Origin of the sequence: Streptomyces sp. NPDC056948, assembly GCF_042674225.1 — a bacterium.
GTDB lineage: Bacteria > Actinomycetota > Actinomycetes > Streptomycetales > Streptomycetaceae > Streptomyces > Streptomyces purpurascens.
Genome location: NZ_JBHUQX010000109.1, coordinates 1 through 22,776, shown reverse-complemented (window position 1 = coordinate 22,776; position 22,776 = coordinate 1). Strand labels below are relative to the sequence as shown.

Here is a 22,776-nt window from a genome sequence, read left to right as displayed (position 1 = left end):
CTGTCCCGTAACGACCGCGAGCTCCCGCCCACATGGCCGGGAGCTCGCTGGACGAGGTCCGCTCAGCCGGACCCCACGAAGAGCACGAGCAGCAGCCACACCACCGGAGCCGTGGGCAGCAGCGAATCCAGCCGGTCCATGATGCCGCCGTGACCGGGCAACAGCGTGCCCATGTCCTTGATACCGAGGTCCCGCTTGATCATGGACTCGCCGAGGTCGCCGAGCGTGGCGGTGACAGCGACCGCGAGGCCGAGCACCAGTCCCTGCCACCAGGCGCCGTCGTCGATGAGGAACTCCATGCACAGCGCCCCCGCGACCATGGCGAAGGAGACCGCGCCGAGCAGACCCTCACGGGTCTTGCCGGGGCTGATGCGCGGGGCGAGCTTGTTCCGGCCGAAGCGCCAGCCGACGGCGTAGGCACCGGTGTCGCTGACGACCGTGAGCAGCAGGAAGGTGAGCACCCGCTGCGGCCCGTCGTCCGCGGTCAGCATCATCGCGACGAAGGTCGCCAGGAACGGCACGTAGAACGCCGCGAAGACGCCCGCCGTGACGTCCCTGAGGTAGCCCTCGGGCGGTTCCGTCATGCGCCAGACGAGCACGGCCAGTGCGGTGAGCGCCATGGCGACCCAGGCGCCCTCGGCGCCCCGGACGTACCCGGCGACGACCATCGCGGCACCGCCGAGCGCGAGCGGAACGAGCGGCGCCCGGATGCCCTTGCGTTCGTCCAGCCGCTTGGTCAGCTCCCACAGGCCGACCACGACGGCGACCGCGACGACGCCCACGAACACGGCCTTGACGACGAACAGCGACGCGACGATCACCGCACCGAGCCCGACCCCGACCCCTATCGCGGCACTCAGGTCGCGACCCGCGCTCTTCTTCGGCGGCTTGGGTGCCGGCTGCGAGGCGTCGGGCATGGGTTCCGGATTCGTCGCGTTTCGGACCGGGGGGCCGCTCAGCCGAGCAGCCCTCCGGTCGTCATCCTGGTTTTCACCGTGGTCGGCTACGTCGGGCACCATGGGCATGGGGCGAGTCTGAGGCGCTTCATACGCATCGTATGCGGGACCCGCCGGGGCGGCCCCCTGGACGTGCCCATGGCCAGAGCTCTGGACATGGCCATGGCTCTGTACGTGCCCGTGACCATGCCCTTGGTCGGTGGGCCCCCAGTACCCGGCCTGTGGCGGCGCCCCCCAGGAAGAGTCGTTCATCAGACCTCGAGCAGTTCCGCTTCCTTGTGCTTCAGGAGCTCGTCCACCTGCGTGACGTACTTCGCGGTGGTGTCGTCGAGCTCCTTCTCCGCACGGCGGCCCTCGTCCTCGCCGACCTCGCCGTCCTTGATCAGCTTGTCGATGGCCTCCTTGGCCTTGCGGCGCACGGAGCGAATGGAGATCTTCGCGTCCTCGCCCTTGCTCTTGGCGACCTTGATGTACTCGCGGCGGCGCTCCTCGGTCAGCTCGGGGAACACCACCCGGATGATGTTGCCGTCGTTGCTCGGGTTGACGCCCAGGTCGGAGTCGCGGATCGCCTGCTCGATGTTGCGCAGGGCCGTCTTGTCGAACGGGGTCACTACCGCCATGCGCGGCTCCGGCACGGAGAACGAAGCCAGCTGGTTGATCGGCGTCGGCGCGCCGTAGTAGTCGGCCACGATCTTGTTGAACATCGCCGGGTGCGCACGGCCGGTGCGGATCGCGGCGAAGTCCTCCTTGGCGACCACGACGGCCTTCTCCATCTTCTCCTCGGCCTCGAGGAGGGTCTCTTCGATCACCACTTGCTCCTGCGTGTCTTGAGTAGGCCCGGCTGCGGTTCCATGTGGGGCGGCGGCCGGCTGCGTCGCGTCTTCTTCCTGCACGGTTCCCGACCGGCAGGACATTGTCCATCCCCCGGCCCGGCTCCGTCCCGTCCGTCCCCCGGACGGGGTGGTGCGGGTCGGTCCTCAGTCCCGGCCGGCCGCGTCCCCGACGAGCGTGCCGATCTTCTCACCCTTGACGGCGCGCCCGATGTTGCCCTCCGCCAGCATCTCGAAGACCACGATCGGGAGCTTGTTGTCGCGGCACAGCGTGACGGCCGTGGCGTCGGCGACCTTCAGGTCGCGCGTGATGACCTCGCCGTAGCCGAGGTGGTCGAACTTGACCGCGTCCGGGTTGGTCTTCGGGTCGGAGTCGTAGACCCCGTCCACGCCGTTCTTGCCCATCAGCAGCGCCTCGGCGTCGATCTCCAGGGCGCGCTGTGCGGCGGTGGTGTCGGTGGAGAAGTACGGCATGCCCATACCGGCGCCGAAGATCACCACACGGCCCTTCTCCAGGTGCCGTACGGCACGCAGCGGGATGTACGGCTCGGCGACCTGCCCCATGGTGATGGCGGTCTGCACACGGCAGTCCACGCCCACCTTCTCCAGGAAGTCCTGGAGGGCGAGGCAGTTCATGACGGTGCCGAGCATGCCCATGTAGTCGGAGCGCGCCCGGTCCATGCCGCGCTGCTGGAGTTCGGCACCGCGGAAGAAGTTGCCGCCGCCGATGACGACCGCGACCTGCGCGCCGTCACGCACGACGGCCGCGATCTCGCGGGCGATCTTGTGCACCACGTCGGGGTCGACGCCCAGGCCCCCGCCACCGGAGAAGGCCTCTCCGGACAGCTTCAGCAGAAACCGGCCGCGCACTTTGCCGTCGTCGCTCTTCTGGGGCTTGGTGGTCATGGGGGATTCCGCCTCTTTCACGTGTTGCACATACCAAGAAGGCCATTGCCGGTGGGGCGTGTTTCGCATCCCATACGGCAATGGCCTCCTTGTCAGATCTGCTGTCGTCCGCCACCCATGTGACGGCGTACACGGACGACTGCTGCCGACCTTATAGGGGTCGGGCGTCGATCGCGGTACGGACTCAGATGCCGACCTTGATGCGCGAGAAGCGCTTCAGGGTGACACCGGCCTCGTCCAGGATCTTCTGAACGGACTTCTTGTTGTCCAGCGCGTAGGGCTGGCCGAGCAGCGTGGCGTCCTTGAAGAAGCCGTTGAGGCGACCCTCGACGATCTTCGGCAGGGCGGCCTCGGGCTTGCCCTCGGCGCGGGTGGTCTCCTCGGCGACGCGGCGCTCGGACTCGACGACCTCGGCCGGCACGTCCTCCTTGGAGAGGTACTTCGGCGCGAAGGCGGCGATGTGCTGGGCGACGCCCTTGGCGATCTCGGCGTTCGGCTTGTCCAGCTCGACGAGGACACCGATCTGCGGGGGCAGGTCGGGCATCGTGCGGTGCATGTACGCCGTCACGTAGCCGTCGGCGAACTGCGCGAAGCGGTCCAGGACGATCTTCTCGCCCAGGTTGGCGTTGGCCTCGTCCACGAACGCCTGGACGGTCTTGCCGGCCTCGATCTCGGAGGCGAGCAGGGCCTCGAGGTCGGCCGGGGAGGTCTTGGTGATGTGCTCGGCGATGGTGTTGGCCACGGCCTGGAACTTGTCACCCTTGGCGACGAAGTCCGTCTCGCACTTCAGCTCGACGATGACACCGGAGGAGTTGTCGTCGGCGATGATCGAGACCACGGCACCGTTCTCGGCGGAACGGCCCTCGCGCTTGGCGACGCCCTTCTGGCCCTTGATGCGGAGCGCCTCGACGGCCTTCTCGACGCTGCCCTCGGCCTCGTCCAGCGCCTTCTTGCAGTCCATCATGCCGGCGCCCGTGAGCTCACGGAGCTTCTTGACGTCGGCGGCGGTGTAGTTCGCCATGAGTCTGTGAATCTTTCTCGAAGTCTGGAAGATCGAAGATCTGCGGATGCGCCCTCCATGGAGCCGGAGGGCGCTGACTTTCCGCTGACCTACGGGTGAACGGCGGGAGCGGACTTCACCGCGCCGAAGGCGCTATGGATGGAGTGCCGCTCCCGCCGTCACCTCGGACTGACGGGTCAGGCCTGCTCGGCCTCGGCGGCCTTCTCGTCCTCGGCCGGCTTCTCGGCCTCGGCGGCGGGGGCGACCTCGGCCTCAGCGGCCGGAGCGGCCTCGGCGGCCGGAGCAGCCTCAGCCTCAGCGGCCGGAGCGGCCTCGGCGGCCGGAGCAGCCTCAGCCTCGGCAGCCGGAGCGGCCTCAGCGGCGGGGGCAGCCTCGTCGGCCTTCTTCTCGCCCTCGAGCAGGTCGCGCTCCCACGCGGCCAGCGGCTCGCCCGCGGCCTTGTCGCCCTTGTCGCCGGTGGCGACGCCGGAACGGGAGATGAGGCCCTCGGCGACGGCGTCGGCGATGACGCGGGTGAGCAGGGTGACGGAGCGGATCGCGTCGTCGTTGCCCGGGATCTTGTAGTCGACCTCGTCGGGGTCGCAGTTGGTGTCGAGGATCGCGACGACCGGGATGTTCAGCTTCCGGGCCTCACCAACGGCGATGTGCTCCTTCTTGGTGTCCACGATCCAGACGGCGCTGGGCACCTTCTGCATCTCGCGGATACCACCGAGGGTCTTCTCCAGCTTGGCCTTCTCGCGCGAGAGCACGAGAAGCTCCTTCTTGGTCAGACCGGACGCGGCGACGTCCTCGAAGTCGATCTGCTCGAGCTCCTTGAGGCGCTGCAGACGCTTGTAGACGGTCGAGAAGTTGGTGAGCATGCCGCCCAGCCAGCGCTGGTTGACGAAGGGCATGCCGACGCGGGTGGCCTGCTCGGCGATGGCCTCCTGCGCCTGCTTCTTCGTGCCGACGAACATGACCGTGCCGCCGTGGGCGACGGTCTCCTTGACGAACTCGAAGGCGCGGTCGATGTACGACAGCGACTGGAGCAGGTCGATGATGTAGATGCCGTTGCGCTCCGTGAAGATGAAGCGCTTCATCTTCGGGTTCCAACGACGGGTCTGGTGACCGAAGTGGACGCCGCTCTCCAGCAGCTCCCGCATCGTGACGACGGCCATGGCCGCATCTCCTTGATTTTCTCGGTTGTGCCGCGGATGCCGGACGGCTTCCGCGCCTGACGCCCACTGCGCGCCGTTCCACGAGGGACCGAGGGGCGCTGATACAGCCCGTTGCCGGGGTGCGTATCGGGGCGTGCGAAGTCGACCCGGTGACCCGGGTCGCCACCAGAAGTGTACGGGACCCGCGGGGTACCGGGTGACGCCGTTGTCCACAACCGAACAACGGTCCACAGCCACGCACGGTGACCGGCGGGGGTACGGGACGCTCTGCGCATGCGAGCGAAGCGATGTGTGCGTGTGTGTACGCGGCTGATCCTGCTGCTGGTTCTGACGTCGGCCGTCCTGCTGTCCCCGCCGCCGCGGCTGTTCGCGGCGCCGCCCGCCCCGGACGCCACGGTTCCGGCGGTGGGGCGCGCGTGGCCCGTCGGGTTACGCCCGCAGGTCCTGCGCGGCTGGGAACCCCCGGCGACGGCGTACGGCCCGGGCCACCGGGGCGTGGACCTGGCGGCAGCGCCGGGAACGCCGGTACGGGCGGTGGCCGGAGGCCGGGTGTCCTTCGCGGGCCGGGTGGCCGGCAAGGGGGTCGTCTCGGTGGAACTCTCGGGGACCGGCGATTCACCCTTGCGCACGACATACGAACCGGTGACGGCGACGGTGGAGGAGGGCGAGGAGGTGGCATCCGGCGAGGTGATCGGCACGGTGGACTCGGCGGGCTCCCACTGCACGGCCACGTGCGTGCACTGGGGCCTGCGCAGAGGCGAGACCTATCTGAACCCGCTGTCGCTCCTGCCCCCGTGGCTGCTGCACAGGGGCCCTTCGAGGCTGCTGCCGGTCTACTGACTCAGCTGCGGGCACGCGTGCCGCTGGGGGCGGCACGGGTGGGCGGTGGGGGTCCCCCCACTCGAGCGAAGCCGAGAGTGGGGGAGGCACCCCGCTACGCCGGGTTGCCCACCCGCCCGGCCTCAGCCCTCACGCACCTCAGCCCCGCACACCCCGCAGCGCCATGGAGACAGCCGCATCCGTGATCGCCCCGGGCTCTTCCGCGGCCCCCAGCTCGATCCGCCGCACGGCCGCGTCCACGACCCCCTGCAACAGCATCGCCGCCAGCCGAGGCTGCTCATGCCCCATCTCGGCCAGCGCCTCGACGATCATCGCGACCAGCCCACCGTGCGCCGCCCGGATCTTCTCCCGGGCTCCGGCATCGAGTTCACTCGCGGAGATCGCGACCACGGCCCGGTGCCGCCGGTCCCCGACCAGCTCCAGCTGCTGGCGCACATACGCCTCGACTCTGGCCTCGGCCGTCTCCGCCCGCTCCATCGCCGCCGACACGTCCGCCGCCCAGACAGGGAAGTCGACCTCGCACAGCTCCTCGACCACGGCCGCCCGTGACCGGAAGTACTCGTAGACCGACGAGCGCGCGAGGCCCGTCCGCTCGGCGAGGGCCGGGAAGGTCAGCGCCTCCGTACCGCCCTCGGACAACAAGGAACGAGCCGCGTCCAGCAGGGCGGCTCGCTGCATCGACCGGTGCTCGGCCACGGAGGCCGCTCGAATCCTTGGCACGTCAACACTCTACGGACGCGACGCGCCCGACGGGAGTGGCTCACGCCGATCCATCGGCGTCCGCCCAGGTCAGCGGCCGAAGCTCGCCAGCTTCGCTCTGAGCTGCAGCACGGACTTGGTGTGGATCTGGCTGACCCGGCTCTCGGTCACGCCCAGCACGTTCCCGATCTCGGCCAGGGTGAGTCCCTCGTAGTAGTACAGCGTGACCACGGTCTTCTCCCGCTCGGGCAGCGTGTTGATCGCCCGGGCCAGGAACCTCCGCAGCTCCCGGTCCTCGGCGACCTCCACGGGGTTGTCGGCGGCGGTGTCCTCCAGCGTGTCCATCACGCTCAGCCCGTCGCCGCCCTCGCCCCCGCCATGCAGCAGCTCCTCCAGGGCCACCACGTTGGCCAGCGACAACTGACTGAATACCGCGTGGAGTTCCTCCACCGCGATGCCCAGCTCGCCGGCCACCTCGCCCTCCGTCGGCGTCCGCCGCAGCCGCGCCTCCAGCGTGGCGTACGCCCGCTCCACGTTGCGCGCCTTCTGCCGCACCGAGCGGGGGATCCAGTCGAGCGCCCGCAGCTCGTCGATCATCGCGCCCCGGATCCGGGTGATCGCGTACGTCTCGAACTTGATCTCCCGGTCGATGTCGAACTTCTCGATCGCGTCGATCAGCCCGAACACCCCGGACGAGACGAAGTCCGCCTGCTCCACGTTGGACGGCAGGCCCACGCTGACCCGTCCCGCGACGTACTTCACGAGCGGCGAGTAGTGCAGGATCAGCTGCTCCCGCAGCCGCTCGTCCCCCGTCGCCTTGTACGACCGCCACAGCTCGTCGAGCGTCGAGGGAGCGGGCGGCCGTACGCTGCCACCGTCACGGGCGGCTGGGGGGATCGCCGCCCGGTCGGACCCGGAGGTGTGCTGGGGCATTCGTCGCCTTGTGCCGTTCTGCTGCGGAGTGGTACTGCCGGGGTGAGCTGTCTGTCTGATGTCGAGTTGCCTGTCCGTGTCGGGATCCTCGTGAGCGTAGCGTGACTGCGGCGTCGCGGTGTGCGAAGGAGGGAGGCCAAGGCGGACGCGGATACGTTCCGGAGACGTCCCGGCGGATCGCCGCGGTCGCTCAGTGTGATCACCGGAGGACCCCAACTGGGCGCATTTCCAAGGGATGTCGAGGTTCCCCCGGACGGCCGAACACGCGCGGTCAGCACGGTCCTGGACCACCACGGACCGACATCACCGCCTGGCGTGTCAACTTCCAGCCATCGCCGTGTCGTTCGACGTAACCGAGTGCCCGGAGTTCGTACAGTCTCGCGATCGCGTCCTCCTGTGCGGTCTGTGCGCGGCGCGCGATCTCGTCCGGCCCGGCGGCCCGGCCACCCGGCAGGGCGGCGAGCACCTGCCGGGCGGCGGGTTCCAGCAGATCCCGGGGCAGGACGGGGCCGCGCCGGTCGGGAGCCAGTTGCCCGATGTCGCCGACCAGTTCGACGACGTCCGCGGCATCCGTGACCAGGGCCGCCTCGCCGCGCAGCAGTTCGTGCACTCCGGCCGACAGTCCGCTGGTGGCCGGGCCCGGTACTCCCATCGTGTGACGGCCGAGGCGCTGCGCCGCCCGCGCCGTGACCAGGGAGCCGCTGCGGTGGGCGGCCTCGACGACCACGGTGCCGCGGGTGAGCGCCGCAATCACCCGGTTCCGCAGGATGAACCGGCTCGGTGTCGGGTGATCGCCGGGCGGCAACTCGCCGACGACCAGCCCCTGTTCGGCGATTCTGCTGATCAGCTGGGTGTGTCCGCGCGGGTAGGGGCGGTCGACGCCGCAGGCGAGGACGGCGACGGTGGCGCCGCCTGCGCCGAGGGCGCCGCGGTGGGCGGCGCCGTCGACTCCGTAGGCTCCGCCGGACACCACGACCCAGCCCTGCTCGGCGAGGCCGGCGGCGAGGGTGGCCGCCATGTGCGCCCCGTACTCGGTGCAGGCCCGGGCGCCGACGACGGCCACGGACTTCAGCGCCCACATCCGCAGGCCGGCCCGCCCCCGCACCCACAGCCCGAGGGGCCGGGTATCCCCGAGATCGTCGAGCTGCCCGGGCCACTCCGGGTGCCCGGGGCACACGAACCGCACCCCGGCCTCCCGGGCGACGGCGAGGTCCTCGCGGGGCCGTGCCGTCCCGGCCCTGGCCAGCAGGCCCGTCCACCGCTTGCCGCTGACCCCGGGCAGGGGCTGCCCGCCCTCCCTCAGCCGCCGCACCACTTCCCCGGCGCCGAACTCCCGCACCCACCGCCCACCGGCCTCGTCACCGGGCTCGAGGACCCGGGTGAGAAACACCCGGGCGAGCAGGTCGTCGTCCGGTTCGCCGGCGACGCTCACGTCAGTGCTCCGATCGCCATCGGGACGCCCCGCGGCACACCGGTACGGAGCTGGAGCGCGAGGGCGACGTCCGTCGCGTCGGGCCGGTCGTGGCCGACGAGATCGGCGACGGTCCAGGCCACCCGCAGGACGCGGTCCAGTCCGCGGGCGGTCAGGACACCCCGCTCCAGGTTCCGCTCGGCCTCGTCCATCGCGCCGGGCACCGCGTACCAGCGGCTGCGCAGCTCGCGGCCGGGTACCTCGCTGTTGCTGCGCCAGGGAGTGCCGGCGAGGCGCTCCGAGGCCCGTTCCCGGGCCGCCCGCACCCGGTCGGCGACCGTCGCCGTGGACTCGCCCCGCGCGCCGCAGGCGGTGAGCTCGGTGCGGGTGACGCGGTCCACCTCGACGCGCAGGTCGACCCGGTCGAGCAGTGGGCCGGAGAGCCTGGCCTGGTAGCGGCGGATCGCCGAGGGCGGGCATTCGCACAGGTCGTCCCGCTGCGAGAACCGGCCGCACGGGCAGGGGTTGGCCGCGAGCACCATGAGGAACTTCGCAGGGAAGCGCACGACTCCCGCACTGCGCGCGATCACGACATGCCCCGCCTCCAGCGGCTGGCGCAGGGCGTCCAGGGCCCGGCTGTTGAACTCGGGCGTCTCGTCCAGGAAGAGGACACCCCGGTGGGACAGCGACACCGCGCCGGGCCGCGCGATGCCCGGGCCGCCGCCGACGAGTGCCTGCATCGTGGCCGAGTGGTGCGGGGCGCAGTAGGGGGCGATGTCGATCAACGGCTTGCCCGGGGGCAGCAGGCCCGCCACCGAGTGGACCGCGGTGACCTCCAGCGACTCCTGCCGGCCGAGCGGGGGCAGGATGGTCGGGAGCCGCTCAGCGAGCATCGTCTTGCCCGCGCCGGGAGGCCCTTCGAGGAAGAGGTGGTGCCCGCCCGCCGCGGCCACCTCCACCGCCGTGCGTGCCGAGGTCTGCCCGACGACGTCCGCGAGGTCGTGACCGTGGTCGTGCTGGGCGGCTCCGACGCTGTGCATGCCCGTGGCCGCTCCTGTACCGGGCATGCGCAGGCCGGCGAGGAGCGGGTCCGGGCGACCCTGTTCGTCCGGCTCCTCATCGGGCACGGGTTCGTCGGCCAGGATGGCGATCAGCTGCCGCAGGCTCCTGACGCCAAGCACCGACACCCCGGGCACCAGGGACGCCTCGGCGGCGGCGCACTCCGGCACCACCACCTGCTCATACCCCGCGTCCGCCGCCGCGAGCACCGCCGGCAGCACCCCGCGGACCGGCCGCACCCGCCCGTCCAGCCCCAGTTCCCCGATCATCACGATGTCGGAGAGGACCCGGGGGTCGATGCGCTCCGCCGCGCCGAGGACCGCCGCGGCGACGGCCAGGTCGAAGCCCGAGTTAATGCGGTACTAGAAACGGCGCGGACGGTCTTCTATGCACCCGGCCAGTTCTGATTCCAGTCACGCACGAAGCGGCACATCTGCTCCTTGATGTCGGAGGCAACGTGCGGTGGGACGTGTCTTCTGGAGGCGACCCATACAAGGACACCCTCCTGCTCGACCCCGATGATCGCTCTGTCGCCAGGGAGGGCGTCGCGCATCTCGAGTCGGAACTCCTGAGGTTCAGAATTCCCTCTGTGGGGCACTTGCTGGTCAGTCGACTCTTTGTCGCGCGGGTTGGTGATCTCCCCGTCCGCCATCGCACTGCCTCCCCAGGTACAGCCGCACACCGCACATTCGTTCTAGTGTTCGAATGCGTGTACGGAGTGATCCGTTTGCGCCCCCCAGGCGGATCATTGACTGTGCCATACAGAGCAGGCTGTGACCAGAGTGAACCAAAGGGTAACGGGAAGTCGTACTAATCGTCCGGTTTTCCGTCACGCTGGGTACGCCTACGGGCAAAGATCTCCGCAATTTCCGCGAGCTCCCGACGGTCCTCCTCGGACATCTCCTCGGCGCGAGCCACGATGATGCGGGTCGTCATGTCGTCGCTCCACACCACCGAGGAGTCACCGGCAGGGTCATAGCCGAGGAACTGCCTCGCCGCCGCCGCCTTCAGCACGCCCTCCGGAAGCCGGTAGCCGATCGACAGGGCCTTAATGAGGTCTTCCTTCGGCGTGTCCACCGACTGCCCGCGCTCGACCTTGGACAGCCAACCGAACTTCGCCTGCTCCCCGCTTACCGGGTCGAGGCACAGCGCCTCCATCTTGCGCAGGCTGAGGCCTAGCTCTTGCCGGCGCCGCCGGAGTAGGTCGGTGAAGTCGGTCCGCTGCTCGGTCATGGCGTGCATTGTGCCCCTTCGCTCCCCTGCGTGACGCCAGATGCCTACGCTACGTCGTTCGATTACTGAGCAAATGCCAGGTCAGCGGGCACAACCATTCGCCCCCCAGCACAAAGTGTCTACGTAGACACCCCATGAACGCCATCCCCTCAGGGGGTGATGACGCGATTTGATAGGCCTGTGTGTTTGCGTAGACAGTCCGTCTACCGCCGTGTACTGTCGTTCTTGTTCACGCAAACGCACACTGCGTCTACGGAGGTGAAACATGCGTCCCCAGCACAACCCGATGCAGCTGGTAACCCCTGACCTCCTGGTCTTGCTCATGAAGCGCACCGGCGACGGGCGGGGAGTCAGCGTCCGCGACCTCGCCGAAGCAGCCGGCTGCCACCCCAGCAAGATCGACCACCTGCGCAACGGCAGGCGCCAGACGGCAACTCAGCTTGAAGCAGAGGCAATTGCCAAACGGCTGGGAGTCGACCTCATGGTCCTGTGGGAGCACACCGGCCGCACGGTTCCAGCCCCGCCCTGCGAGCCCGCCCACATGGCGGCGGTGCCCGCGTAATGGCGGCGGCACCACGGTTCTCCCTCGCGGAAGCGGAGCGTCTGCTCGGCCCGGCCGTCGTCGAGACGGTTCGCCGGCAGGTGGATGCCGCTCCCCCTCTTCGCCCGGAGCAGCGCGAGCAGGTTCGAGCGGTCTTCGCCTCGGCCCGCGCCATGCGACCGGTGAGGCCGGCGGCCGACGCCGCCTGATCCACCTCTGACACGCCGAAGGGCCGCCCGCTTGTCCGGCTCGGCGACCCCACGACTCGGCGACCGCATCAACTCGAAAGAAGGTCACCTTGACCACATCATTCCAGACCAGCAGCAGGGTTCTCCCGCTGCACCGGTCGCCGCAGGCGCGACCGACGACCCTGACGGCCGCGTTCCGCAGCGCGGCCCGGCTGATCGTGGCGAACGGCCACCACCAGGGCGACTACTGCCCGGATCCCTTCGACCGGGTGTCGAGGACTCCGCACGCGTCGCGTCCGCTGTCGATCGTCGCCGCGCTGCGGTGCGTGGTGTCGGGGAGCCCGCACCGTACGACGGAGTTGTCGGAGGCCGCGGTGAAGGTGCTGGCGCACCGGCTGCGGGTGGACGGCGAACCGCCGGTCAACGGCGAGCCGTTCACGCTGGAGTGCCACGTCGCCGAGTGGGGCGACGTCGCGGGCCGGACGGTTGAGTCGGTCGTGGCGGTGCTGGAGGCGGCTGCGGACGCGAACGAGGTGGCCGCATGAGCGCCCCGCTGGTGGTGAACACCAAGGACGGCGTGTGCTGGACGCGGCGCTCGGTGACCTCGGGCGGGCTGGCGCTGTATGCGCCGGAGGGCGTGTGTTCGTGCCCGGTGTTCGTGATGGCGACGCTGGCGGAGTTGGCGGAGCACGGGATTGTCGGGTCGGCGGATGTGCTGCCGGTGCCGGTGGGCCCGGTGCCGTACCCGGCTGCCCTGCCGTGGGCCCGGCTGATGGACGACGAGGATCTGGCGGACTTCCTCGACGAGTTGGCCGCGTCGGCGATCACGCACGCGAGCAATGAGGTGGCGCTGGCTGAGGTCGAGGCAACGTGCGGCCGGTGGCGGCTGATCGCTGAGGCCCAGCACGCGCACAACACCGCGCCCGGCCCGGACGCCGAGGCGGACGGGATCACGCGGCGGTTCGCGCCGACGCAGGCCCTCCGCGAGGACAAGCCCGAGGCGGGTGGGCGCGACGGCTGGTGCACCGGCTGCATCACGGACCACGACCCCAACGAGTGCGGCTACCGGCCCGGGGCGGGTGACCGTTGATGGCCATCTCCCAGTGGCAGCCCGCCGTGGTGCGCCTGCCCAATATCACCACCACCGGCATCGCTCACGGGTACGTGCGCTGGCCGGAGGGGCGCCCGCCGATCCCGTTCGGCTGCCGCTGGTGCGGCACCCAGCAGGGCCACCACGGGCGTAGCTACATGCGCGGCCGGGGCATGCACGGTTGGGAGCAGCCGACGCAGGCGCAGATCAAGGCCCGCATGCTCGCCCGCCGAGCTGCCCGGAAGGCCGTGTGCCGGTGCCCGCTGGACGACGAGTGGCGCCTGTTCGCCCCGGTCTTCGACCCGTACATGTGCGAGGCGCCCGACTGCCACGGCTACACCTCCGAGATGAACCCGTTCGGCGGCGGGGGTGCGGTCCAGCGCTCGATCCACGGACCGGGCATCGAGATCTCTCGTGTCTGCGGGTGTGGCTTCCGCACCACCGTCTGGCACGTGGACGACGGGTCGGCCGAGGAGGAACTCCACGGCCACGTCAGCCGAGTTCACGGCGGTGCGGTCCCGGCCGCCGAGGCGGGTGGTGTGTGATGCACGCCGCCACCCTCCCCGACTGGGCCGCCGCGATCAGCTTCGGCATCGCAGGCTACGCCGTCCTCAGCGTCCCGTACTTCCTCCTCGTCGACGCCGACCCCAGCGACTTCGACCCGCGCCCGGCCGTACGCCGCGCGATCGAGTCCGGCCGCCTCGACCCCGCCCTGATCGCCGTGGTGAACACCCGCCACGCCGCGCACGAGGCCGCCGACCGCGTCCGCAACGCCCCGCGTCACGCCGCGATCAGCACGGCCGCGCTCCTCATGCTCCTCACCGCTCCCGCCCCGGAGGCAACCCGATGACCACCAACACGGCCGTCTTCCAGGACGGCGCCCTCTACTTCGACCAGCACGGCGACATCTGGCGCGCCACCAGCGGCGGCACCGAGCTGACGCACGTCAAGCGCCGCGACGAGATGGCTACCCCGAACCCGGCCATGAACCCGTGGTCCGAGAGCGCCGAGAAGATCGAAGCCGGGTTCGGCCCGATGGAGTTCCTCGTCGAGGCGCTCCAGCCCGCGCAGGAGGCCATGTTCCTCTTCGCGCTGGCGGGCAAGGACGCGGCGGACGCGAACGTGGTGCACCGGGCGCTGGGGCTGCTCGACGCGGTGCGGACGGAGGCCGCCCGATGAACCGCATCCGCCTGGTCCTCCACCGACTTTTCCGCCGCCCCACGATCACCGGCCCGTACCGCCTGTACGTCCGCAGCATCCCCGCCGGCGCGGTGCTCGACGTCGAGCACTACCTGACCGCTGTCCTGGAGACGCTCACCGACAACCCCGACCTCCTCGACCTCCTCTTGGAGATGGCCGAGGACCGTGGGCAGGCCCGCGAGCACGACGGGTGGGAGCCGGAGCAGCTGATCGTCGAGAAGCTCACGCTCGCGCTGGGCTACGAACTGCCGCTGTACGGCCCGGCGGTAGCCGGGTTGGCGGATCGGCTGCGCGCGGTTGTTCCGGCTCCGGCGGTCGTGATCCCGGTTCAGCGCGAGGGTGGTGCTGCCGCGTGAGCACCACCGCCGAGAAGTACCCGGGCGAGCTGGAGATGTTCCGCGGGCTCGTCCGCACCCTCCGGACCGTCGTCCGCGAGAACAACACCTTCGACGAGGTGCGGCGCCTGCTCTGGGAGCACGCCACCGACGAGGCCGCCGCGCACGCCGAAGCCCGGGAGAAGAGCAGCCCCGACGGGGCCGACGCCACTCCCGAGGAAACCTCCATCCGCGAAGCCCGCCTCGCGCAGCTCCTCGACACCATCCGCACCCACCGCGGGGCGTGGACGCCCAGCCGCGTGCAGGAACTCCGCAGGTTCACCGGCGGCCCGACGCAGCGCAACACCGCCCGCCGGCACCTCGCCGAGCTGCACCGCCGGGGCCACCTCAACCAGCACGGGCCGGAAGACGGCCGCTTCTACACCCTCAAGCTCAGGAAGGACAGCCGCTCATGACCGGGCCGGACCACTACCGCAAGGCAGAGGAACTCCTCGGCCAGGCGGCCACCGACGAAGCCGCCTGTCACTACGAGAGCGCCACGGCCCGCGTCCACGAGGCGCAGGTGCACGCGACGCTCGCCCTCACGGCCGCCACCGCCATGCAGGCCGCCGTGGACGGCTCCGAGCCCGGCATGGGCTCGGCCGAGTTCCACAAGTGGTACCAGGCCGCAGGCGTGAAGCCGCAGCCGAAGGGCGGTACCGCCTGATGCCGACGAGCACGCCGGTCGGGGCTTCGGCCCCGGCCGCCGGCCGCAGGGTCACACCCACCGGCCGGCTCATCCTCGACCACACCGCACCGCGCGACGTCTGGCTCGACGCCCGACGCCAGGGGCTCGGCTCCAGCGACGTCGCCAAGGTCCTGAACCTCACCGGGTTCGGCACGCCGCAGCAGGTGTTCCACGACAAGCTCGGCCACCTCCCGCACGATGACGACTTCAGCGAGCCAGCCCACTTCGGCATCCTCTTCGAGGACCCGCTGGCCCGTGACTGGGCCCGCCGGAACCGTACGGTCGTCGAGCCGATCGGGATCATCGCCAGCGAGACCGACCCCTGGCAGATGTGCACCCTCGACCGGCTGTGCACCGAGTGCCCGCTCGACCGGTCCGTGCGCTCCCTCTGCGCGCTGGAGGTCAAGACCCGCAACGCGTTCGTCGCGAAGCTCTGGAAGCAGGGCCCGCCAGACGACGTCCTCGCCCAGGTGCTCTGGCAGATCCTCGTCACCGGCCTCGACCACATCCACGTGGTGTGCCTGATCGGCGGCAATGACTACCGGCAGTACACCGTGCGACGCGAGGACCACATCAAGCTCGTCGCGTACATCAACGCCGAGGCGAGCCGCCTGTGGCACGAGCACATCCTCCCCCGGCGCGAGCCCGCGCTGACGGGGCAGGAGGCGCCGGACGCGCTGATCGAGCTGTACGGCCGGCTCCACCCGGACCGCTCCGGCGTCACCGTGATGGACCGCGACGGTGACGCGCTCGACGCCATGACGGAGTACGTCGAGGCAGTCACCAAGGAGCGCGAGGCGAAGAAGGAGAAGGCGCTGGCCAAGGCCAAGCTCCTCGCCTCCCTCGGCAACGCCCAGGCGGCGCTCTTCCAGGACCGCCCCTTCTTCTCGATCGAGCAGTCCTCGAAGGAGACGCCCGATCTGGCCCGGCTGCGCGAGGAGTTTCCCGAGGCCTACCGCGCGTGCGTGGAGGACAAGACCCACGACCGCATCGCCATCCCCCAGTACGTGCGCAAGGAGTTCGCCGCATGACGTCACTGTCCGAGCGCGCCGAGATGGCCGCCACCGGAGAGCAGCCCTCCGCCCCGGCTGCCGCGCAGTACATCGCTCCGCCCGCGGGAGAACCTCTGCCCGACTTCGACTTCGCGGGCAACCCGGACTACCCCACGCCCGACATGGTGCCGGTCCACATCGCCTGGCTCCGGGTTCGCCACGACGTCCGCTCCGTCGCCAAGGACGACAAGCATGAGGAGACCAACCGGGACACCGGCCGGAAGTTCGTGAAGTACCACTTCCGCGGGATCGAGGCCGCGCTGAATGCCTTCGGGCCCGCGACCCTGCGCCACGGCGTCACCGTGATGGCCGTCGACATGACGACCTCCTACCGCGACACCACGTCCTCCCGCAATAGCAAGATGCGCGAGGCCACGATCCTCACCACCTGGCAGATCATGGGGCCGCGCGGCGACAGTCTGCCGCTGCTGAAGTCGGCCGGCGAGTCTCTCGACTCGGGTGACAAGGGCACGGCAAAGGCGCAGTCCTTGGCGCTGCGGGCGCTGCTGTTCAACACGGGGATGATCCCGACCGGCGACCCGGAGCCCGAGACCGAGCACGTGGAGCGGGGCGAGGCGCCGCAGCGCTCGGCGAACGACTACCGCAACGAGATCGTGGACCCGAAGACGACGCCCGGCCGGTTGGAGCAGATCAGTTACGAGCTGAAGTCCGCTCGCATGCTCCACGTGAAGGTCTCGAACGAGAACGGCGACGAGGAGACCCTCGACGACCTCGGCATGCGGCACTACAAGGAGCGCACGGGCGGTGGCGCGTGAGCTGGCACCTCGGCCGACTGGCTGGCTTCGACACCGAGACCACGGGCGTCGACGTCGAGAACGACCGCATCGTCACCTCCTGCATCGTCGAGGTCGGCGACAACACCCAGCCCATCACCGCGAACTGGCTGATCAACCCGGGCGTCGACATTCCCGAGGCCGCCACGGCCGTGCACGGGATCACCACGGAGAAGGCGAAGTCCGACGGCCAGGACGCCGCCGAAGGCATCGCCGAGTTGGTGGCCGGACTGACGCAGGTCGTTCTCTCGGGGACGCCGCTGGTCATCATGAACGCGCCCTTCGACCTGACCGTGTTGGACCGCGAGGCTCGCAGGTACGGGCTGGAGACGCTCACCGACACCGTCGGCGGCGACCTGCGGGTGGTCGACCCCCGAGTCCTCGACAAGAGGGTCGACCCGTACCGCAGGGGTAAGCGCACCCTGACCGACCTGTGCGCCCACTACCGGGTGAAGCTCGACGGGGCGCACTCGGCCGATGCCGACGCGATCGCCGCGTGCCGGGTCGCGTGGCGGATCGCCTCGCAGTACGGCGAGATCGGGAACGCGTTCCTCGAGGAGCTGCACGACCAGCAGGAGGACTGGGCGGCCGCGCAAGCGGCGTCGTTCCAGGCGCACCTGCGGCGCAAGGGCGAGGCGGACGCGGTGATCGACGGTTCGTGGCCGCTGATCCCCGTGCAGCGCGGGGGTGAGTCCTCGTGAATCCGTGGCTGATCCTCGCCGCACTGATCCTCGCCGTGGCCGTCGTGCTCGTCTCCCGCGCGGTCCGGCCCGGCACCGGCGCCCGTCGCGGCACGGCACCGCTGCTGAGGCCGATCGAGGCCTTGTCCCAGTTCGAGGCCCGGTGCGTGGCCGAGCGCCGGACCACGCTGCACATCCAGTTCGCGACGGGCGGCGTGATGTGCCTCGACTGCCGTACCTCCCTCGCCGGGGGTGGCCAGTGACCACGACACCGACCCCGTTCACCCCCGAGGCTCCGGCCGCCACCCCGGCGGCCGGGCCCCGGCCCGCACCGTTCGTCATCCCTCTGCCCGTCGGGCTGGAGCTGATCAACTCCAACGAGAGCCAGCACCGAGCCCGACGCGCCCGCATCGTCAAGGCGATCCGCGGCAAGGCGCAGGAAGTCGTCAGCGAGTGCCCGGCCCTGATGGAGGCCCTCGCAGCAGCCAAGCCCGGCCCGCTGTTCCAGCGTGCGCACGTCCTCGGCATCCTCCACCCCAACACCAACGGCCGCCGGGATCCCGCGAACTGGTACCCGTCCTTCAAGGCAGCGGTCGACGGGATTGTGGACGCCGGTCTCCTCGACGACGACGACCACACCCGCGTCGCCGGGCCGGACATGCGACTCGGGTCCAAGGTCAAGGGCGGGCAGATCGTCCTCGTCGTCCGTGGTCTCGCCCCCGGTGAGGACCCGCTCGGCTACGGGGCGGTGACCTGGTGAGCCAGAACGCCACCCGCGCGGCCATCGTCGCCATGCTCCGAGACGGCCACAGCAACAGCCAGATCGCCCGCGAACTCCGATGCGACAAGGGCCGCGTCCGCCGTATCCGCACGGAACTCGACCTGCCCACCTTCGTGCCCGCCGAACAGACCCGCACCATCGAGGACAAGTGGAGGCTGTTCGCCCGGGCTGTCGACGGCGGCCACATGGAGTGGACCGGGGAGCGCGTCGGCGCTGCCGGATCGCCGGTCATGCGGTACAAGGACAGCTACTGCAGTCCCTCCGCCATCGCCTTCGAACTGCGGCACGGACGGCCGCCGCAGGGCTACGCGATCGCCGACTGCGGACGCAAGCGCTGCATCGCCCCTGACCACGTCGAAGACGAGGCCGGCCGTCTGGCCAAACGGCAAGAAATCCGCCGCGCCAACGGGCTCGACAGCCGGCCGGAAACCTGCCAACGCGGCCACGACCAGACCGAACACGGCCGTCTGGAGCAGGACGGGCGGCCGTACTGCGCGGCTTGCAAACGCCTCTGGAAGACGGAGCCCGAAGCGCAGCGCGAGGCCCGCGCCAGCGCCTGGGAGGCCGTCCAGCGCGACATCGAAACGATGCTCCGCCAGAACGTCCCGCAGATGCACATCGCCAAGCAGCTCGGCGTCGCCCCGGTCCGAGTCCAGCGCACCCGCGAAGCCCTCGACCTGCCCGCGCCCCGGCCGGGACGGCCTGACCGGTACAGCTCCCTCGAGGACGCGTTCCGCCAGAACACCACACCGGTAGGCGACGGCCACCTGCGCTGGACCGGCTACACCGACACCGATCGCGGCATCGCGTACGTGTGCTTCCGCAAGCAGCGGCTCACGGCCGCCCGGGTCTCCTTCGAGCTGCACCACGGCCGGCCGCCGGTCGGTCGTGTTCTGCCCGGCTGTGAGGTGGACGGCTGCCTCGCTGGTGGCCACCTCGCGGACCGGCCGATGCGGGAGGCCAACGGGCGGGCGGACAAGGCGTTCGACGCGATCTTCAGGCAGTCCGCGTGACCGGCCGCAAGCGGCGCCGCGCCCCGCCGGCCGAGCCTGAGTACCGGCCGGGCCAACTTCTCGACTGGCGCGACTCCTCGCACTGGTCCGACCGCACGCTCCCGTGCCGGTACTGCGGATCCCCGACGCGCCTTCGTGACTCCCGCATGAAACCGGCGCACAAGACCTGCGCCGAGGAAGCCCTCACCGTCCAGGCCGCCGAGGCGGCCGACGCCTACCACCAGAACGGACAGACATGACCACCGCGACCGACCACCGCAAGCTCACACAGGCCGAACTCGTCGCCGAGGCCACCGAGCGCTTCGGAGACGACCCGCTCAAGTGGGCGTTCCGCTGCCCCTCCTGCGGCGACGTCGCGAACGGAGAGGACTTCCGCGAGGCCCTCGCCGCCAACCCGCGCAAGCACCGCACCGGCGCGGACGTCATCGCCTCGGACGTCGTCGGTCAGGAGTGCATCGGGCGCACCCTCGGCGCGCTGGAGAAGGGCCACGGCAAGTACACCGGCCGTGGCTGCGACTGGGCCGCCTACGGCCTCTTCGGCGGCCCGTGGACGATCGCGCTCCCCGACGGTCGCTCCATGCACGCCTTCCCTCTGGCCTCGGCCGCCTGACCACCCTCCCGGCGGCCGTACCCCGGGCGCCCCCTCGCCCCGGCCGCCACCGGGCCCGCCGACCCCCACGGCGGGCCCGGACCCCAAGCCCAGCACCACCGATCCAGAAAGGCCCAGCACATGCCCAAGCTCCACAAAGACGCACAGGTAGAGGTCAAGCTCGACGCCACCGCCGGACTCGTCGAGGTCGCCCTGTCCGACGAGCAGCGCCGGCAGCTGTTCGAGAACCCCGGCGAGACCATCGTGGCCATCGTCGAGCTGTCCTCCGTCCAGTACACCGGCCACGCCAAGGGCGAGGACAAGCTCCCAACCGTGAAGCTCCGCGTCACTGGCTGCGAGGCCGCCCGGGACGACGAGGAGGAGGCCTCCCTGCTGGAGGCCAAGCGCGCCATGTGGAGGGCCCGCCGCATGGACGGAACCCTCGACGAGATCGGAAACGGCCCCCGCAAGGCCGGGCATCTCCTCGACGCCTCGTTCGCGGGCTACCCCACCGAGGCCGAGTTCCGGCAGGCCGAGCGCGAGAAGGAAGAGCGCCGCCGCGCCGAGTACGTCCGCTGACCGAGCTCCGCCCTGGGCGTCGTCGTCCCGGGCGGATCTAGCCGGATCGGTTCCGCAACATCACGAGAGAAGACCCGAGTTGAGCACTGACGAGCAGGACGGCCGCACCAGCGGCAGCGTGCCGAACGCCTTCGGCAACGCCCTGTCGTGGAAGTGGACACGCCAGATGTCCGCGTACCTGCGGCGGTCCGGCCTGCCCCTGCTCTTGTGCCAGCTGCGGAACTACGCCAGCGCATCCGGCGACGTCGCCTTCGCATCCGACCGCAAGCCGATCCGGATCAGCGACATCGCCGCCGCGTCCTGCTGCTCCGTGAAGGACTGCCGGCGCTACCTGGAGGCCGCGATCCGGGCCGGGGTGGTCACGGTCCGCGGGGAGCGGAAGCGAGGCATCCCGGCCCGGTACGTGATCGTGCCGCACCCGTTCCCGGACTGGCAGGCCGCCGAGGACTACCTGAAGGCGACTGCCCGGAAGCCGGGGAAGCGGGCCCCGGAGTGGCAGGACGACGAGGACGAGAGGAGGGGTCACCGCGACCCCAACCAGAAGGGGTCACCGCGACCCCTTGTTACCGAAGGTACGGACTCGGAAGAAGGGGTCACCGCGACCCCACCGAGTAAGGGTCACCGCGACCCCAATGGTTGGGGTCACCGCGACCCCAACAACCCAGGGGATAGCCAGGGATCTACCCATGACGGGGCCGAGGTCTCTTTCAAACCTCAGCTAGTGGGCGCTCCCGATGATCAATCCGATTCCCACGAACCACCCCCGGACGACCAGGCGCCGCCGAACCCCGACGACTTCGAGACCTGGCACCGCTGCCCCGTCTGCCGCCACCGCGTCATGCCCGACCCCCGACGCCCCGACCGCACCGTCCACGCCCGATGCGAACCACTCCTCGCCACCACCAACCACGGAAGGCACAGCGCATGACCACCGACCCGCGCACCGCGATCCTGTCCGACCTCTGCCACCCCGAGTGGAACCCCGTCAGCGAATCGCACGGCCTCTCCCACGACGACGCCGTGAACCTCGTCAACGCCCACGAAGCCGACGTGCTCAAGCGGGCCGCAAGCACACAGCCACCGCTGCCCGCCGGGTTCGAGCGGAAGAGCTGCGTGACCGTCGCCTGCGCCGCCTGCGGCTACCCGTACGACGAGGCCGAGTTCACCATGCACTTCCCCTCCGCCCGTGAGGCTGCGGACCACGTGGTCGGCGACGGCTGGGACGAACTGAAGGACGGCCGAGTCCTCTGCATTCGCACCGACGAGCAGCACGACGAGCTGCGCCGCACCGTCGGCGTGATCGACCCCGACGACGACACCGCCTGACCAGCAGCCAGCCAACTGCCCCACGACCAACCTCCGGGGAGCGCACATGACCACGCCGTACCAGCGCCTCATGGCCGAACAGATCCCCACCGGCACCTTCGGGCACGCACTCCCCCCACGGCCCCCAGAGACCCCGCCACGCCCCATCCCGAGCTGGACCCCCGAAGAGCAAGCCCAACACCTCACAGACCTCCTCCAAGCCCTCAACGGATGGCACGACCAACCCCGACCACACCTCCGCCTCATCCAGCCAGACCAGACCCACACAGACGCCGCCTGAACCCGCGCATCCGGTTATGGCCAGCCCCACGCGACCACTACCCCACAACCCACCCACGGAGGACACATGCCCACCCGCCACTTCACCCGCCAGCAGCTCGCCGCCCTCAGCGTCCCGCCGAACAGCCCCGAGGACGTCGAGTACAGCGACACCCTGCTCGCCGACGAGCACGTGACCACGCTCAAGTACACCCAGCGGCGCCGCTGCATCTTCCGCGCCGACGACGGCAAGGCGTACGCCGTCACCTACGAGGCCGCGATCGACGCCGGTGACTACGAGACCGGCGCCGTGCCCGAGGGATACGGCTGGTACGGGGAGACGGTGGAGGCCGTCGAGTTCGAGCAGCGGCCCATGACGGTCCTGTCGTGGGAGCCGGTCGAGGAGCCGGCCGACGCGTGCGGGAAGTGCAAGACGCCGTTCGACCCGGCCGACACCCGCTTCGACGGCCACGCCCAGCACGGCGTGACGCCGTACTGCCGCCGCTGCATCGACCGGTGCCACGACAACGAGATCGCGGACCACCGGTGCGTGATCTGCGCGTGAGCAGCAGGACGGC

The 22,776-nt window shown here is 70.5% G+C and carries 32 protein-coding genes and 1 pseudogene; 23 read left to right on the top strand and 10 right to left on the bottom strand.

Features of this window, described 5'->3' with window-relative positions; all coding sequences use genetic code 11:
- Nucleotides 1-62: 62 nt before the first annotated feature.
- The 5 genes from ACFTZL_RS16475 to rpsB form a co-directional block, all read right to left on the bottom strand.
- Nucleotides 63-1,208, bottom strand: a complete 1,146-nt coding sequence (locus ACFTZL_RS16475; RefSeq protein WP_382582458.1) for a phosphatidate cytidylyltransferase — start codon at nt 1,206-1,208, stop codon at nt 63-65.
- On the bottom strand, nt 1,208-1,765 hold the full coding sequence (gene frr / locus ACFTZL_RS16470; protein ID WP_382582455.1) for a ribosome recycling factor: 558 nt from the start codon (nt 1,763-1,765) through the stop codon (nt 1,208-1,210). The genes ACFTZL_RS16475 and frr overlap by 1 nt, the downstream gene beginning before the upstream one ends.
- Nucleotides 1,766-1,933: 168 nt before the next feature.
- On the bottom strand, nt 1,934-2,692 hold the full coding sequence (gene pyrH / locus ACFTZL_RS16465; RefSeq protein WP_382582452.1) for a UMP kinase: 759 nt from the start codon (nt 2,690-2,692) through the stop codon (nt 1,934-1,936).
- A 184-nt stretch (nt 2,693-2,876) separates the two neighbouring features.
- Nucleotides 2,877-3,713: a translation elongation factor Ts gene (tsf, locus tag ACFTZL_RS16460; RefSeq protein WP_382582449.1), complete on the bottom strand. Its 837-nt coding sequence runs from the start codon at nt 3,711-3,713 to the stop codon at nt 2,877-2,879.
- Nucleotides 3,714-3,889: 176 nt separating this feature from the next.
- Nucleotides 3,890-4,870, bottom strand: a complete 981-nt coding sequence (gene rpsB / locus ACFTZL_RS16455; protein ID WP_382582446.1) for a 30S ribosomal protein S2 — start codon at nt 4,868-4,870, stop codon at nt 3,890-3,892.
- 273 nt (nt 4,871-5,143) lie between these two features.
- On the opposite strand from rpsB, the gene ACFTZL_RS16450 reads away from it, so the two are divergent.
- Nucleotides 5,144-5,710, top strand: a complete 567-nt coding sequence (locus tag ACFTZL_RS16450; protein ID WP_382582443.1) for a murein hydrolase activator EnvC family protein — start codon at nt 5,144-5,146, stop codon at nt 5,708-5,710.
- Nucleotides 5,711-5,848: 138 nt separating this feature from the next.
- Here the strand turns inward: ACFTZL_RS16450 and ACFTZL_RS16445 are convergent, their stop codons facing one another.
- From ACFTZL_RS16445 to ACFTZL_RS16425, 5 genes and pseudogenes are all read right to left on the bottom strand, one after another.
- Nucleotides 5,849-6,406: a TetR/AcrR family transcriptional regulator gene (locus tag ACFTZL_RS16445; protein ID WP_382582461.1), complete on the bottom strand. Its 558-nt coding sequence runs from the start codon at nt 6,404-6,406 to the stop codon at nt 5,849-5,851.
- A 93-nt stretch (nt 6,407-6,499) separates the two neighbouring features.
- Nucleotides 6,500-7,342 (bottom strand): RNA polymerase sigma factor WhiG, encoded by an 843-nt coding sequence (gene whiG / locus ACFTZL_RS16440; protein WP_184598498.1) that lies wholly within the window; start codon nt 7,340-7,342, stop codon nt 6,500-6,502.
- A 271-nt stretch (nt 7,343-7,613) separates the two neighbouring features.
- Nucleotides 7,614-8,774 carry a DNA-processing protein DprA gene (dprA, locus tag ACFTZL_RS16435; RefSeq protein ID WP_382582440.1) on the bottom strand — a complete coding sequence of 387 codons (1,161 nt, stop codon included), beginning with the start codon at nt 8,772-8,774 and terminating at the stop codon, nt 7,614-7,616.
- Nucleotides 8,771-10,171: pseudogene (locus ACFTZL_RS16430) on the bottom strand (YifB family Mg chelatase-like AAA ATPase); the annotation flags it as partial. The gene dprA and the pseudogene ACFTZL_RS16430, both read right to left, overlap by 4 nt.
- 451 nt (nt 10,172-10,622) lie before the next feature.
- On the bottom strand, nt 10,623-11,045 hold the full coding sequence (locus ACFTZL_RS16425) for an XRE family transcriptional regulator (protein WP_382582437.1): 423 nt from the start codon (nt 11,043-11,045) through the stop codon (nt 10,623-10,625).
- Nucleotides 11,046-11,310: 265 nt separating this feature from the next.
- Here ACFTZL_RS16425 and ACFTZL_RS16420 point away from each other — a divergent pair, with 265 nt between their 5' ends.
- From ACFTZL_RS16420 to ACFTZL_RS16315, 22 genes are all read left to right on the top strand, one after another.
- The gene (locus ACFTZL_RS16420) at nt 11,311-11,607 is read left to right on the top strand and encodes a helix-turn-helix domain-containing protein (protein WP_382582434.1); all 297 of its coding nucleotides are present in this window, start codon (nt 11,311-11,313) and stop codon (nt 11,605-11,607) included.
- On the top strand, nt 11,607-11,795 hold the full coding sequence (locus ACFTZL_RS16415) for a hypothetical protein (protein WP_382582431.1): 189 nt from the start codon (nt 11,607-11,609) through the stop codon (nt 11,793-11,795). Before ACFTZL_RS16420 ends, ACFTZL_RS16415 begins: the two co-directional genes overlap by 1 nt.
- A gap of 89 nt (nt 11,796-11,884) precedes the next feature.
- A complete protein-coding gene (locus ACFTZL_RS16410) occupies nt 11,885-12,319 on the top strand; it encodes a hypothetical protein (protein WP_382582428.1) in 435 nt (144 codons plus the stop codon).
- Nucleotides 12,316-12,864, top strand: a complete 549-nt coding sequence (locus tag ACFTZL_RS16405; protein ID WP_382582425.1) for a hypothetical protein — start codon at nt 12,316-12,318, stop codon at nt 12,862-12,864. Before ACFTZL_RS16410 ends, ACFTZL_RS16405 begins: the two co-directional genes overlap by 4 nt.
- Entirely contained in the window at nt 12,864-13,409 is a 546-nt protein-coding gene (locus tag ACFTZL_RS16400; protein ID WP_382582422.1) for a hypothetical protein, read from the top strand. Before ACFTZL_RS16405 ends, ACFTZL_RS16400 begins: the two co-directional genes overlap by 1 nt.
- Nucleotides 13,409-13,714, top strand: coding sequence for a hypothetical protein (locus ACFTZL_RS16395; RefSeq protein WP_382582419.1), 306 nt, complete (start codon nt 13,409-13,411; stop codon nt 13,712-13,714). The genes ACFTZL_RS16400 and ACFTZL_RS16395 overlap by 1 nt, the downstream gene beginning before the upstream one ends.
- The gene (locus ACFTZL_RS16390) at nt 13,711-14,043 is read left to right on the top strand and encodes a hypothetical protein (protein WP_382582416.1); all 333 of its coding nucleotides are present in this window, start codon (nt 13,711-13,713) and stop codon (nt 14,041-14,043) included. Before ACFTZL_RS16395 ends, ACFTZL_RS16390 begins: the two co-directional genes overlap by 4 nt.
- A complete protein-coding gene (locus ACFTZL_RS16385; RefSeq protein WP_382582413.1) occupies nt 14,040-14,420 on the top strand; it encodes a hypothetical protein in 381 nt (126 codons plus the stop codon). The genes ACFTZL_RS16390 and ACFTZL_RS16385 overlap by 4 nt, the downstream gene beginning before the upstream one ends.
- On the top strand, nt 14,417-14,854 hold the full coding sequence (locus tag ACFTZL_RS16380) for a hypothetical protein (RefSeq protein ID WP_382582410.1): 438 nt from the start codon (nt 14,417-14,419) through the stop codon (nt 14,852-14,854). Before ACFTZL_RS16385 ends, ACFTZL_RS16380 begins: the two co-directional genes overlap by 4 nt.
- The gene (locus ACFTZL_RS16375) at nt 14,851-15,105 is read left to right on the top strand and encodes a hypothetical protein (RefSeq protein WP_382582408.1); all 255 of its coding nucleotides are present in this window, start codon (nt 14,851-14,853) and stop codon (nt 15,103-15,105) included. Before ACFTZL_RS16380 ends, ACFTZL_RS16375 begins: the two co-directional genes overlap by 4 nt.
- Nucleotides 15,105-16,157 carry a YqaJ viral recombinase family protein gene (locus tag ACFTZL_RS16370; protein ID WP_382582405.1) on the top strand — a complete coding sequence of 351 codons (1,053 nt, stop codon included), beginning with the start codon at nt 15,105-15,107 and terminating at the stop codon, nt 16,155-16,157. Before ACFTZL_RS16375 ends, ACFTZL_RS16370 begins: the two co-directional genes overlap by 1 nt.
- Nucleotides 16,154-16,954, top strand: a complete 801-nt coding sequence (locus ACFTZL_RS16365; protein ID WP_382582402.1) for a hypothetical protein — start codon at nt 16,154-16,156, stop codon at nt 16,952-16,954. Before ACFTZL_RS16370 ends, ACFTZL_RS16365 begins: the two co-directional genes overlap by 4 nt.
- The gene (locus ACFTZL_RS16360; protein ID WP_382582399.1) at nt 16,951-17,673 is read left to right on the top strand and encodes a 3'-5' exonuclease; all 723 of its coding nucleotides are present in this window, start codon (nt 16,951-16,953) and stop codon (nt 17,671-17,673) included. Before ACFTZL_RS16365 ends, ACFTZL_RS16360 begins: the two co-directional genes overlap by 4 nt.
- On the top strand, nt 17,670-17,915 hold the full coding sequence (locus tag ACFTZL_RS16355; RefSeq protein ID WP_382582396.1) for a hypothetical protein: 246 nt from the start codon (nt 17,670-17,672) through the stop codon (nt 17,913-17,915). The genes ACFTZL_RS16360 and ACFTZL_RS16355 overlap by 4 nt, the downstream gene beginning before the upstream one ends.
- Nucleotides 17,912-18,412, top strand: coding sequence for a hypothetical protein (locus ACFTZL_RS16350; protein ID WP_382582394.1), 501 nt, complete (start codon nt 17,912-17,914; stop codon nt 18,410-18,412). The genes ACFTZL_RS16355 and ACFTZL_RS16350 overlap by 4 nt, the downstream gene beginning before the upstream one ends.
- The gene (locus tag ACFTZL_RS16345) at nt 18,409-19,446 is read left to right on the top strand and encodes a helix-turn-helix domain-containing protein (RefSeq protein ID WP_382582391.1); all 1,038 of its coding nucleotides are present in this window, start codon (nt 18,409-18,411) and stop codon (nt 19,444-19,446) included. Before ACFTZL_RS16350 ends, ACFTZL_RS16345 begins: the two co-directional genes overlap by 4 nt.
- A complete protein-coding gene (locus ACFTZL_RS16340; protein WP_382582388.1) occupies nt 19,443-19,685 on the top strand; it encodes a hypothetical protein in 243 nt (80 codons plus the stop codon). Before ACFTZL_RS16345 ends, ACFTZL_RS16340 begins: the two co-directional genes overlap by 4 nt.
- Nucleotides 19,682-20,056 (top strand): VVA0879 family protein, encoded by a 375-nt coding sequence (locus ACFTZL_RS16335; protein WP_382582385.1) that lies wholly within the window; start codon nt 19,682-19,684, stop codon nt 20,054-20,056. The genes ACFTZL_RS16340 and ACFTZL_RS16335 overlap by 4 nt, the downstream gene beginning before the upstream one ends.
- A gap of 120 nt (nt 20,057-20,176) precedes the next feature.
- Complete coding sequence (locus ACFTZL_RS16330) at nt 20,177-20,614, top strand: hypothetical protein (protein ID WP_382582382.1); 438 nt, start codon at nt 20,177-20,179, stop codon at nt 20,612-20,614.
- Nucleotides 20,615-20,693: 79 nt separating this feature from the next.
- Nucleotides 20,694-21,542 (top strand): hypothetical protein, encoded by an 849-nt coding sequence (locus tag ACFTZL_RS16325; RefSeq protein ID WP_382582381.1) that lies wholly within the window; start codon nt 20,694-20,696, stop codon nt 21,540-21,542.
- Nucleotides 21,539-21,940, top strand: coding sequence for a hypothetical protein (locus ACFTZL_RS16320; protein ID WP_382582378.1), 402 nt, complete (start codon nt 21,539-21,541; stop codon nt 21,938-21,940). Before ACFTZL_RS16325 ends, ACFTZL_RS16320 begins: the two co-directional genes overlap by 4 nt.
- Before the next feature lie 346 nt (nt 21,941-22,286).
- Nucleotides 22,287-22,763: a hypothetical protein gene (locus tag ACFTZL_RS16315; RefSeq protein ID WP_382582375.1), complete on the top strand. Its 477-nt coding sequence runs from the start codon at nt 22,287-22,289 to the stop codon at nt 22,761-22,763.
- Nucleotides 22,764-22,776: the final 13 nt, after the last annotated feature.